Genomic DNA, 12222 nt, shown 5'->3' with positions numbered 1-12222 from the left:
CGGCGAGTCCCCTGATGTCGTGGTCGTCTCCGGCGCCGCTCCGGTCGTCGTGCCCGGGACGTCGTGCCCGGGCGAGCCGCTGCGCTCTCCGCACGGCGCCCGGCCGGCACGTCGGTCGGGGTCACCGGTATGTCGGTCGTCACCTGCCGCGGCGCGGTTGTCGGCTTGCGCCGGTGTCCGCCGCCCCATAGAGTCGACCCCCACATCTAGTAGTTACATTGCTGTAGTTGGTCCACAAGTTGGGGTACCATCGCGGTAGGGTTCGCGGGCGGGCGGTCCGTTCCGGTCAGCTCCGACGCGGGCGTGAATGTGCGCGGGGACGTGCGCAGGGAGGTGCGAGAAGGGTGCGATGCCCGTTCTGCCGGAACACCGATTCCCGGGTCGTCGACTCCCGCGAGGTGGACGAGGGGCAGGCGATCCGGCGACGCCGGTCCTGCTCGGCGTGCGGTCGCCGGTTCACCACGTCCGAGACGATGGTCCTCGCCGTGGTGAAACGCTCCGGGGTCACCGAGCAGTTCAGCCGGGACAAGGTGGTCCGGGGTGTGCGGCGCGCGTGCCAGGGACGCCCGGTCGACGACGACGCCCTCCAGCAGCTCGCGCAGCGGGTGGAGGAGACCGTCCGGGCGAGCGGGGTCGCCGAGGTGCCGAGCCATGAGGTGGGGTTGGCGATCCTCGGTCCGCTCCGGGAGCTCGACACCGTGGCGTATCTGCGGTTCGCCAGTGTCTACCGCGCCTTCTCCTCGATCGAGGATTTCGAGGCCGAGATCCGGGGGCTGCGCGAGGTGATCGCCGATTCGACGGACCAACCGGACGACAGCGCCAGAAGCGCGGACGACGCGGGACGTCGCCGCCAGTTGTGAACGCGGGAGAGGGAGTCATGACAGAAACCGTGGGGGCCGGCGCAGACGCCCCGCACAAGGGCAAGAAGCGTCAGAGCGCGGGCGCACGCAAGGGGCTGAGTATCCGGCGTGTCCACACCACCGAGGGTGTACACCCCTACGACGAGGTGCGGTGGGTCAAGCGCGACGTCGTCATGACCAACTGGCGTGACGGCACGGTCAACTTCGAGCAGCGCGGGGTGGAGTTCCCCGAGTTCTGGTCGGTCAACGCCACCAACATCGTCACCAGCAAGTACTTCCGCGGTGCCGACGGCAGTCCGGAACGGGAGTACAGCCTCCGGCAGCTCATCGACCGGGTCGTGAAGGCCTATGTCGCCGCGGGGACCGAGCACGGGTACTTCGCGGCTCCGGCCGACGCCGAGATCTTCGAGCACGAGCTGACCTGGATGTTGCTGCACCAGGTGTTCAGCTTCAACTCGCCGGTGTGGTTCAACGTCGGGACCACCTCGAAGCAGCAGGTGTCCGCGTGCTTCATCCTGTCGGTGGACGACACCATGGAGTCGATCCTCAACTGGTACAAGGAAGAGGGTCTGATCTTCAAGGGCGGTTCCGGCGCGGGACTGAACCTCTCCCGGATCCGGTCGTCCCGGGAGCTGCTCTCGTCCGGTGGTACGGCGTCCGGGCCGGTGTCGTTCATGCGCGGCGCCGACGCCTCCGCCGGGACGATCAAGTCCGGCGGTGCCACCCGGCGGGCGGCCAAGATGGTGGTGCTCGACGTCGACCACCCGGACATCGACGAGTTCATCGAGACCAAGGCGAAGGAGGAGCACAAGATCCGCGTGCTCCGCGACGCCGGTTTCGACATGGACCTCGGCGGCAGCGACAGTGCGTCGGTGCAGTACCAGAACGCGAACAACTCGGTGCGGGTCACCGACGAGTTCATGCAGTCCGTGGAGACCGGGGAGCAGTTCGGCCTGCGTGCGCGGATGACCGGTGAGGTGCTGGAGCGCACCCCCGCGCAACCGTTGTTCCGCAAGATGGCCCGTGCGGCGTGGGAGTGCGCCGACCCGGGCCTGCAGTACGACGACACGATCAACGACTGGCACACCTGCCCCGAGTCGGGGCGGATCACCGCGTCGAACCCGTGCTCGGAGTACATGCACCTGGACAACTCCAGCTGCAACCTGGCCTCGCTCAACCTGCTGAAGTTCCTCGGCGACGACGGCACCTTCGACGCCGAGCGGTTCGCCGAGGCGGTCGAGCTGGTCATCACGGCGATGGACATCTCGATCTGCTTCGCCGACTTCCCGACCGACGCCATCGCCGAGACGACCCGGAAGTACCGGCAGCTCGGGATCGGTTACGCGAACCTGGGCGCGCTGCTGATGGCCACCGGCCACGCCTACGACTCCGAGGGCGGTCGCGCCTTGGCCGCGTCGATCACCTCGCTGATGACCGCGGTGTCGTACCGGCGTTCGGCCGAGATGGCGGGTGTGGTCGGCCCGTACGAGGGATACGCCCGCAACGCCGAGGGGCACAAGCGCGTGATGCGCAAGCACGCGGCGGCCAACGAGCTGATCCGCACCTACCACGGCAACGACGTCGCCGTGCGGGAGCGGGCGACGCGCGAGTGGGAGCGCGGCAACGAGATCGGCGCCGCCAACGGCTGGCGCAACGCCCAGGCCAGCGTGCTCGCCCCCACGGGCACCATCGGGTTCATGATGGACTGCGACACCACCGGTGTCGAACCGGACTTCTCCCTGGTGAAGTTCAAGAAGCTCGTCGGTGGCGGGTCCATGCAGATCGTCAACAACGCGGTGCCGCGTGCGCTGCGGTCGCTGGGCTACCAGAACGAGCAGGTCGAGGCGATCGTGGACTACATCGCCGAGCACGGCCACGTGATCGACGCCCCGGGGCTGCGCCCGGAACACTACGAGGTGTTCGACTGCGCGGTCGGCGAGCGCGCCATCGCCCCGATGGGGCACGTCCGGATGATGGCGGCGGTGCAGCCGTTCATCTCCGGGGCGATCTCCAAGACCGTGAACATGCCGGAGTCCGCGACGGTCGCCGACGTCGAGGAGATCTACTTCCAGGGCTGGAAGCTGGGTCTGAAGGCGCTGGCGATCTACCGGGACAACTGCAAGGTCGGTCAGCCGCTGTCCACCGGGAAGAACGAGAAGAACGAGACCGACGCCGCGGACGAGGCCGAACCGGAGAAGGTCGTCGAGTACCGGCCGGTGCGCAGGCGGCTGCCGAAGAAGCGGCCCAGCCAGACGGTGTCGTTCACGGTCGGCGGCGCCGAGGGCTACCTCACGGCGGGCTCGTACCCGGACGACGGTCTCGGCGAGATCTTCGTCAAGCTGGGCAAGCAGGGGTCGACGCTGGCGGGCGTGATGGACGCCTTCTCGATGTCGATCTCGGTGGGTCTCCAGTACGGCATCCCGCTGGAGTTCTACGTGCAGAAGTTCCAGAACGTGCGGTTCGAACCGGCCGGGATGACCGACGACCCGGACGTGCGGATCGCCACGAGCGTGCTGGACTACCTGTTCCGCAGGCTCGCGCTGGACTACCTGCCGTACGACAAGCGTGCCGTGCTCGGCGTGTTCACCGCGGACGAGCGCACCGCCCAGGTGGAGGCCGACTACGGCGGCGGGGCGGATCCGGGACAGCAGAACGTGGATCTGAACACGTTGCGCAGCACCGTCGAGTCGGCGGAATCCACGGAGAGCGCGGACGACGGCCGGGCGAACCGGTCGGGCGAGGACCGCGGTTCCTCCGGGGCGGGCGGCCCCTCCGGCGAGGCGCACAGCACGACCGAGCTGCGTGAACTGCAGATGGGCAAGGCGGCCGACGCGCCGCTGTGCATGACCTGCGGGACGAAGATGCGCCCGGCCGGTTCCTGCTACGCCTGCGAGGGTTGCGGGGCCACCTCCGGGTGCAGCTGACCGGACACCGCGCAGAGCTGACCGGACACCGCGCACCGCGCGGTGTCCGGTCGGTCCGCGGGTGTCGGGAGTACCCGGTGGGTGAGGTGTTCGGCGCACGGTCCGGACACCGACCGGACGGGGCGGTCGGCGGGGTTCGCTCAGCCGGGTTCCGGGGCGGGCTCTCCGGTGAGCCGTCGCCAGAGGAAGTCGAACACCAGCGCCCACTTGAACGCGGCCTGGGCGTTGTCGGCGGCGGCGCCGTGTCCCCCCTCGATGTTCTCGTAGTAGGTCACGTCGTGGCCCTGTTCGCGCATCCGCGCCACCATCTTGCGGGCGTGCCCGGGATGGACGCGGTCGTCCCGGGTCGAGGTCACGACCAGCGTCGGCGGGTAGACCACACCGGCGTCGAGATTGTGGTACGGCGAGTACCGCCGCAGCGTGGCCCAGTCCCCGGGATCGTCCGGGTCGCCGTACTCGGCCATCCACGAGGCGCCGGCCGGGAGCAGGTGGTACCGCCGCATGTCCAGCAGGGGCACCTGACTGACCACCGCGCCGACCAGCTCGGGGTAGCGGGTGAGCATGACCCCGGTGAGCAGTCCGCCGTTGCTGCCGCCCTCGACACCGAGGAGATCGGGGGTGGTGACACCCCGGTCGACGAGATCGGAGGCCACGGCGGCGAAGTCCTCGTAGACCCGCAGCCGGTTCCGCTTGACCGCCTGGTTGTGCCAGTCCGGTCCGTACTCGCCGCCGCCGCGCAGGTTCGCCACCACGTAGGTGCCGCCCGGCTCCAGCCATCCTCGGCCGACCACCCCGCTGTAGGACGGGGTCACCGACAGCTCGAACCCGCCGTAGCCGGTGAGCAGCGTCGGTCCGGGTCGCCGGTCGGCCCGGCCGACGACGAAGTACGGGATGCGGGTGCCGTCGGCCGAGACGGCGAAGTGCTGCTCGGTCTCCAGACCCGTGGCGTCGAAGAACGCGGGGGTCTCTCGCAGTCGTTCGGTGGTTCCCGCCGTGTCCGGCGGTGTGATTTCGGCCGTGTCCGGCGGTGTGGTTCCGGCCGTGTCCGGCGGTGTGGTTCCGGCCGTGTCCGGCGGTGCGGCTCCGGCCGCTTCCGGCGGCCCGGTGCCGAGCGTGCCGCGCAGCAGCACCGGTGCCTGCGTGTAGCCGGTGACCTGGACGAAGTACTCGTCGCTGTCGTACGGATCGGTGCCCACGAGATCCACGGTGCCCACCTCGGGAAGCCCGGGCAGCGGTGCGTCCCGCCACCCGTCGGGGGTGGGGGTCAGCACGCGGAACCGGGTCTTCACGTCCCGCAGCGTGCCCAGCAGCAGGTGGTTCCGGGTCCAGGCGTAGCGGTCGAGCGAGGTGTGTGCGTCCGGCTCGAACAGCACGGTCAGGGTGCGGTCCCCGGCGAGGAAGTCCTCCAGACGGGCCGCCAACAGCGCGCCCGCGGGATAGCGGACGTCCGCGGGGCACCACGGGCTGCGGGTGCGGACCAGCAACCACTCCCGGCGCACCGACACGGCGGCGTCCTCGGGCACGTCGAGGAACACCAGTCCCGTGTCGGTGCGCAGCCACGTCCGGCCGCGGTAGAAGTCGATGTCGCGCCGGACCAGGTCGCGTTCCCACCCCTCGGTCGGGTCGTGGGTGGCGCCGACGGCCACGTCCCCGGGCGCACCCTCGAACACGACGGTGGCCTCCCGCAGGGGAGTGCCCCGACGCCACTCCTTGACGATCCGGGGATAGCCGGAGTCGGTCAGCGACCCGGGACCGAAGTCGGTGGCCACGTAGATGTGGTCGCGGTCGATCCAGGACACCGCGCTCTTCGCCTCGGGCAGGTGGAATCCGTCGGGGACGAACTCCCGCCGGTCGAGGTCGAACTCCCGCACGACCGCCGCGTCGGCGCCGCCGCGGGACAGCTCGACCAGGCACCGCCGGTGGCCGGGGCGCAGCACCGTGGCGCCCTGCCAGACCCAGTTCTCCGCCTCGGCGGCGGCCAGGGCGTCGACGTCGATCAGCACCTCCCACTCCGGGTCCGGCTTGCGGTACTCGTCGAGGGTGGTGCGCCGCCACAGTCCCCGGGGATGGGCCGCGTCCCGCCAGAAGTTGTAGAGGTGCCCGCCCCGCCGCCGGACGAAGGGGATGCGGGTGTCGGCGTCGAGCACCTCCCGCAGCCGGCCGGTCAACCGGTCGAACGGCTCCCGGTGCGCGGTCCCGTCCACGGTCCCGGCGTTGCGGGCCCGTACCCAGTCGAGTGCCTCAGCGCCCTCGACCTCCTCCAGCCAGAGGAACGGGTCGTCGTCCGCCGTCACGTGCGCCTCACTCATCCCACCGAGTCTGCCAGCCGTCCCGTGTGCTCTTTTCCCCAGCGTGGACACCCGGTAGCCTGGTGTGATCCGGCTCACCGACGGGGAGGAGACCCATGCGGATCGCCGATCTGTTGCGGCGCAAAGGTTCCACGGTCGCCACGGTCACCCCGGACACGGGGGTCGACGGCCTGGTGGCCCGGTTGGCGGAACACAACGTCGGGGCCCTGGTGGTGGTCGGTCCGGCCGGTGAAGTGATCGGCATCGTCTCCGAACGGGACGTCGTGCGCGGTCTGCGCGAACGGGGCACCGACCTGTTGGCCACCCGGGTCGGCGACATCATGACGACAGACGTCGCGGGCTGCACCCCGGAGGACTCGGTGGACGAGCTCAGTGCCGTGATGACGCGGCGGCGGATCCGGCACGTACCGGTGTTGGTGGACGGTGTCCTCGCCGGGATCGTCAGCATCGGGGACGTCGTGAAGTCCCGGATGGACGAACTGGAGCAGGACCGCGAGCAGTTGGAGTCCTACATCGTCGGCGGCAGGTTCGACACCACGGGGTGAGCGGGCGCCGGTGCCGTCCGCCGGGGCCGCCCGTTCCGGCCCGGGGACCGGTCGGCCTCAGCAGGGGCCCTCGGCGCGGGTGCCGGGAGGACAGTCGTTCCCGGCCGAGCCCGGTGGGGGGCGGATGCCGGTCAGGGCGGGTGCCAGCGTGGCCACACCCTCCGTGAGAGCCGTGGCGGCCGTGGTGAGGTCGGTGCCTGCCGGGTGCCGGGACAGCAGCACCACGACGTAGCGGTGATCCGCCCCCACGAGCCCGGTCGTGTGCAGGACCAGTTCCCCGTCGACACGCATCCACCCCTGCTTCACCGCCGTTTCGGTGTCCGGCAGGGCCGACCGGATGCCGAAGCTCTGGTCGAGGCCGTCGGCGGCGGTGGTCCGCGCCCCGGACAGGGCACCGAGCACGAGGTCGGCGGCGGGGTCGGGAATCCCGTCGGTGACGTAGGTGTACAGGATGCGCAGGTCGCGCGGGGTGGTGACGGTCAGCTCCCACTCCGCGGGCTCGGCGGGCGGGGTGGTCGCGCGCAGGCCCGCCTCCGCCACCGTCCGGTGCACCACCGCGGGACCCCCGTACCGCGCCCACAGCTCGGACGCGACCGGATCGTCACTGGCCGCCAGCATCCGCACGAGACGTTCCCGCTCGGGCCCCGGGGGCGGTGGGCGCCATCCCGCGGTACGCAGCACCCGGGTGGCGATGGCCAGCTTGATTACCGAGGCGGTGAAATACCGCCCTCCGGGATCATGCTCGGCCACCGTGCGTGCGGTGGCGCGGTCGTACACGGTCAGCCCCACCCGGCTGCCCGCGACGCGGCCGGACACGGCCGCGACGACGTCGGCGGCCACCTCCGTTCTCCCCCCGGGGTGCGACGGCGACCGTGGTCCGGTGCCCGGGGACGCCGGGACGGCGGCTCCGGAACCGGCGTCCCCGGGCCCGCCGACACCGCCGGGCACCGGGTCGGTACCACCGGAGCAGGACAGGACGGTGACCAGGGCGGCCGTGACCAGCCCGATCGACACCGAGCGTCGTCTCACATCTCCATGGAACCCGGTCGGTCGACGGGCTTCAACACGATCGACGGACGGTGGTGGAGCCGGGACACGGCGCGGCGGGGCGATCGGCGCGGTTACCGTCTTTCGTCGGTTCCGCCCGCCGGTTCCCTTGACACCGACCACCGGTGCGGCAATGGTCGACACCACTCGCTCACCGTCCGTGCGAACCGTCCGACCGGGGGTCACCTGTGCCGCGTCCACGTCTGTCCCTGCTGTCCGTCGCGGTGGTGGTCGCGCTGCCACTCCTGGCCGGCACCGCCACGGCCGAACCCACCGCCGGGCCCACCGCCGGGGCCGAGGTCGAACCCACCGCCGGGCCCACGGAACCCGTCTTCGAGGACGGGCAGGCGCAGCCGGTGTTCGACCCCGGCGACGCGGTGCGCGAGGAGGCATGGGTCCGCGCGGACGTCGACAGCGACCGGGACGGCGCCGACGACCGGGTGCACGTCGAGGTGGTCCGGCCCCGCGCCACCGAGCAGGGCCTGCGGGTCCCGGTGGTGTATCAGGCGAGTCCGTACTTCTCCGGCGGTAACCCGGTGACCAACCACGACGTCGACGTGGAACTGCACGTCCCCACCCGCCCCGCGGGGCCGGACCCGCGGATCACCTCCCGCTACGAGGACTACTTCCTCTCCCGGGGCTTCGCCGTGGTCTACGCCGAGTCGCTGGGCACCGGGAAGTCCACCGGGTGTCCCACGACCGGCGGGGAGAACGAGACCGTCGGCGCCGCCTCCGTGATCGACTGGTTGAACGGGCGGGCCCCGGCGCGGGACGCCGGGGGCGCCCCCGTCACCGCCGACTGGAGCACCGGCAAGGCCGGGATGATCGGAGTGTCGTACAACGGCACCCTGCCGAACGCGGTGGCCTCGACCGGGATCGACGGCCTGGAGACGATCGTGCCGATCGCGGCCATCTCCGACTGGTACGACTACTACCGGGAGAACGGGGCCGTCGTCGCACCGGGTGGCTTCCAGGGCGAGGACGCCGACGTGCTCGCCGAGTACGTCTACACCCGCGAGGACCGGGAGATCTGCCGCCCCGTCATCGACGAACTCGCGGCCCGCCAGGACCGGGTCACCGGCGACCACAACGCCTTCTGGCACGAGCGGAACTACCTCGACGACGCCCACCGGGTGCGCGCGTCGGTGCTCGCGGTGCACGGCCTCGGTGACTGGAACGTCACCGTCAGTCAGGTGGCGGACTGGTACGAGGCGCTGGCCCGCAACGGGGTCGAACGCAGGATCTGGCTGCACCAGTCCGGCCACACCGACCCCTACTACCTGCGCCGGGACGTCTGGCTGAGCACCCTGAACCGCTGGTTCTCGCACTACCTGTACGGCATCGACAACGGCGCGGACGCCGGACCACGGGCCACCGTCCAGCGGGAGGACGGCACCTGGACCCGGGAGGCCGACTGGCCCGCGCCCGGTGCCGCGGACGCCACCCTGCATCCGACGGCGGGCGGCCCCGAGCGCGGTGGGCTCGGCCCCCGACCGGACCGGGGCAGGCCGGTGTTCGAAGAGCTCACCGACGACGCCACGAAAACGGTGGAGGAACTCGTGGACGCTCCCGCCTCGCCGCACCGGTTGGCCTACGCCACGGATCCGGCCGGGGAGCCGGTGCGGCTGAGCGGCACGCCGAGGGTGAACCTGCGGATCGCGTTCGACCGTCCCGCGGCCAACGTGACCGGTGTGCTGGTGGACCGCGCGCCGGACGGGAGTGCGCACGTCATCACCCGCGGGTGGACGGATCCGCAGAACCGGCACCACCGCGGGCACACCCAGTTCGTGCATCCGGGGGTGCCGTACCGGGTGGCGTTCGATCTGCAACCGCAGGACTACGTGCTGGAAACCGGACACCGGCTGGAGTTCGTGGTGCTGTCCAGCGATCACGACTTCACGTTGCGGCCCGATCCGGGGACCGGCCTGGCGGTCGACGTGCGCCGGACCTCCGTCACGGTGCCGGTCGTCGGGGGCGAGCGGAGTCTGCGCGGGGCGTTCGACCCCGCCTGACCGGGGTGTCGTCCACACCCGGCCGAGGCTGTGGACAACTCCCTGTGCGGGCACGCACGGACGGCCGGGCGCCGCCATCGTGGAGCCATGACACCGCCTTCCACGACACCGACCACGGTCGACCTGCGCTCGCCGGGGGACCTGCTCGCGGCCACCCCACAGCTGCTCGGCTTCCACCCCACCGACTCCGTGCTCGTCATCGGGCACCGGGCGCCCACGGGCACGCGCATCGGTGCCGTCCTGCGGGCGGACCTTCCCCCGCCGGGGGACGAGACGGCCCTGGCGCGGCGTCTGCGGACCCCGTTGGCGCACGACGCCGTCGCCGTCACCGTCGTGGTGGTCGGTCCGGACCCCCGCGATCCGGACGACCGCGATCCGGACGACCGGGGGCCGGACGGGTCGGAGCCGCACGGGTGGTCCCCGTCCGCGCCGGGCCGCGCGGCGCACGTCCTGGTCGACGCGCTCACGACGGCGTTCGACGAGGTCGGCGTGCCGGTCACGCACGCCCTGTGGACGGTCGGGATCCGCGCCGGGGCCCCGTGGCGGTGCTTCGACGACGACTGCTGCGCGGGACGGCTTCCCGACCCGCGTGCGTCCGTGCTCGCCGCCGTCACCACCCACGCGGGCCTGGTGACCTACCGCGACCGCGGTGACATGGGGCGTCAGCTCGAACCGGTCGCGTCGGAGGTTCTCGCCCGCCGTTCCGCCCTGCTCGACGCCCGCGGACGGCGGAAGCGCCGTTCGCGCGGGGCCGGGGATGCCCGAGCGGTGGACCACGGGCGCTCGGTGCTGTCCGCCGCCCTCACCCGAGCGTGGACGACCGATCCCGAGCTCGGCGACGACGACGTGGTCGAACTCGCCTCGGCGTTGGCGCTACCCCGCGTGCGGGACGCGGGGCTGGCGACGGCGCTGCCGTCGGGCGGAGCCCGCGCCGCCGCGGCCGAGCGCCTCTGGCTGGCGCTGAGCCGGAACACCCCCGCCCCCCACCGGGCACGTCCGCTGACCCTGTTGGCCTACTCCGCGTACGTCCGTGGCGAGGGCGTCCTCGCCGGCATGGCGCTGTCGGAGGCGTTGGAGGCCGATCCCGAGCACGTGCTCGCCCAGCTGCTGTCCCGTGCGCTCGACCACGCGCTGCCTCCCGACACGCTGGCGCGGCTCGCCACGACGGTCGACGACGGACCGCTGTGCGCCGACCAACCAGTGGCCCCCGACGAACAACCGGCCCCGGACGAACAACCGGCCCCGGACGAACCACCGCCGCCGGGGAGGCCGGGGTCACGGGAGGACGACGGTGCCGACGGTCCTAGGAGGTCGCGCCCGCCCGGTCCCGGGTGAAGGCCCACGCGTCGGCGACGATGCCGGTCAGGTCGGTGTGCCGGGGTGTCCACCCGAGTTCCGCCCGGGCACGTTCGCCGGCCGCCACGAGCACGGCCGGGTCCCCGTCCCTGCGCTGGGCCACGGCGGCCGGGATGGGATGTCCGGTGGCCCGGCGGCACGCCTCGATCACCTCGCGGACGGAGAAACCCGTGCCGTTGCCGAGGTTGTAGATGCGGTGTTCACCGGGCACGGCCCGCTCGACGGCGCGCAGGTGGGCGTCGGCCAGGTCGGTCACGTGGATGTAGTCCCGGACCGCCGTGCCGTCCTCGGTGGGGTAGTCGTCGCCGTAGATCTGCACCTTGTCCCGGTGCCCGGTGGCGACCTGGAGCACCAGCGGGATCAGGTGCGTCTCCACGGCGTGCCGCTCGCCGTAGCCGCCGTAGGCGCCCGCGACGTTGAAGTAGCGCAGGCTCACCGCGGCGAGGCCGTGGGCCCGCGCGTAGCTGGTGATCGCGTGGTCGATGGCGAGTTTGGTGGCCCCGTAGGTGTTCGTGGGTGCCGTGGCGGCGGATTCGGGGATCGGCGTGGTCTCCGGCTCCCCGTAGGTCGCGGCGGTGGAGGAGAACACGAGCCGCGGTGTGCCGTGGGTGCGCATCGCGTCGAGCAACCGGAGGGAGGTGAGCACGTTGCCGCGCCAGTAGGTGCCCGGGTCCTGCATCGACTCGCCCACGAGGGACTTCGCGGCGAAGTGCAGGACCCCGTCGAAGCCCTCCGCGAGCAGGGTTCCCGCGACCTCGGCGGCGTCCCCCCGGACGAACCGCGCGCCGGGGGGTACCGCATCCGCGTGGCCGGTGGACAGGTCGTCCACGACGGTCACCTCGTGTCCCGCCTCCAGCAGGCGGGCCGCACACACACTGCCGATGTAGCCGGCCCCGCCGGTGACCACCAGTTTCCGGGGACTGGTCGACGTCATGGTGTCAGTGGGCATACGCGCACAAACCCTTTCTCGGGTGGGGAGGCCAGATGCTGGCGTGCCACGATACGGGCGGCGAGTTTCCGGTGCCGCGCCCGGTCACCCGCCGCTCACCCGCGTGTGCGCCCGCGGCCGGGCCGGTCCCGCCCGGCTCCGGGGGAGGGTTCGACCGTGTACATGCGCGGCGTCCGCAGATCCTCGCGGCGGAACGCCGCGGCCACCGCGTCCCGCACCG

8 protein-coding genes are annotated in these 12222 nt (G+C 72.0%); 5 read left to right on the top strand and 3 right to left on the bottom strand.

Features of this window, described 5'->3' with window-relative positions:
- Positions 1-344 precede the first annotated feature (344 nt).
- The gene (gene nrdR, locus SACPADRAFT_RS0204740) at positions 345-860 is read left to right on the top strand and encodes a transcriptional regulator NrdR (protein WP_007024797.1); all 516 of its coding nucleotides are present in this window, start codon (positions 345-347) and stop codon (positions 858-860) included.
- A 17-nt stretch (positions 861-877) separates the two neighbouring features.
- Positions 878-3784, top strand: a complete 2907-nt coding sequence (locus SACPADRAFT_RS0204735) for a vitamin B12-dependent ribonucleotide reductase (protein WP_007024798.1) — start codon at positions 878-880, stop codon at positions 3782-3784.
- A 140-nt stretch (positions 3785-3924) separates the two neighbouring features.
- On the opposite strand, the gene SACPADRAFT_RS0204730 is transcribed toward SACPADRAFT_RS0204735, so the two are convergent.
- Entirely contained in the window at positions 3925-6093 is a 2169-nt protein-coding gene (locus SACPADRAFT_RS0204730; RefSeq protein ID WP_028662213.1) for a prolyl oligopeptidase family serine peptidase, read from the bottom strand.
- Positions 6094-6188: 95 nt separating this feature from the next.
- Here SACPADRAFT_RS0204730 and SACPADRAFT_RS0204725 point away from each other — a divergent pair, with 95 nt between their 5' ends.
- A complete protein-coding gene (locus tag SACPADRAFT_RS0204725; protein WP_007024800.1) occupies positions 6189-6638 on the top strand; it encodes a CBS domain-containing protein in 450 nt (149 codons plus the stop codon).
- A 57-nt stretch (positions 6639-6695) separates the two neighbouring features.
- Here the strand turns inward: SACPADRAFT_RS0204725 and SACPADRAFT_RS25640 are convergent, their stop codons facing one another.
- Entirely contained in the window at positions 6696-7667 is a 972-nt protein-coding gene (locus tag SACPADRAFT_RS25640; RefSeq protein WP_157577070.1) for a serine hydrolase, read from the bottom strand.
- A gap of 206 nt (positions 7668-7873) precedes the next feature.
- On the opposite strand from SACPADRAFT_RS25640, the gene SACPADRAFT_RS0204715 reads away from it, so the two are divergent.
- Both SACPADRAFT_RS0204715 and SACPADRAFT_RS0204710 read left to right on the top strand, forming a co-directional pair.
- Entirely contained in the window at positions 7874-9697 is a 1824-nt protein-coding gene (locus SACPADRAFT_RS0204715; protein WP_007024802.1) for a Xaa-Pro dipeptidyl-peptidase, read from the top strand.
- Positions 9698-9784: 87 nt separating this feature from the next.
- Positions 9785-11032: a DUF4192 domain-containing protein gene (locus tag SACPADRAFT_RS0204710; RefSeq protein WP_007024803.1), complete on the top strand. Its 1248-nt coding sequence runs from the start codon at positions 9785-9787 to the stop codon at positions 11030-11032.
- On the opposite strand, the gene galE is transcribed toward SACPADRAFT_RS0204710, so the two are convergent.
- Positions 11001-12002, bottom strand: coding sequence for a UDP-glucose 4-epimerase GalE (gene galE / locus SACPADRAFT_RS0204705; RefSeq protein WP_007024804.1), 1002 nt, complete (start codon positions 12000-12002; stop codon positions 11001-11003). The two genes, SACPADRAFT_RS0204710 and galE, sit on opposite strands and share 32 nt — an antisense overlap.
- Between the last annotated feature and the right edge of the window lie 220 nt (positions 12003-12222).

Origin of the sequence: Saccharomonospora iraqiensis subsp. paurometabolica YIM 90007, assembly GCF_000231035.2 — a bacterium.
Classification (GTDB): domain Bacteria; phylum Actinomycetota; class Actinomycetes; order Mycobacteriales; family Pseudonocardiaceae; genus Saccharomonospora; species Saccharomonospora paurometabolica.
The sequence above is the reverse complement of the archived record's forward strand: the minus strand, read 5'-3'. Positions and strand labels throughout refer to the sequence as shown.

Coding starts and splice junctions, on each gene's coding strand:
- SACPADRAFT_RS0204735 (WP_007024798.1), top strand. CDS start 878: ATGACAGAAACCGTGGGGGCCGGCGCAGACGCCCCGCACAAGGGCAAG.
- galE (WP_007024804.1), bottom strand. CDS start 12,002: ATGCCCACTGACACCATGACGTCGACCAGTCCCCGGAAACTGGTGGTC.
- SACPADRAFT_RS0204710 (WP_007024803.1), top strand. CDS start 9,785: ATGACACCGCCTTCCACGACACCGACCACGGTCGACCTGCGCTCGCCG.
- SACPADRAFT_RS0204725 (WP_007024800.1), top strand. CDS start 6,189: ATGCGGATCGCCGATCTGTTGCGGCGCAAAGGTTCCACGGTCGCCACG.
- SACPADRAFT_RS0204730 (WP_028662213.1), bottom strand. CDS start 6,093: ATGAGTGAGGCGCACGTGACGGCGGACGACGACCCGTTCCTCTGGCTG.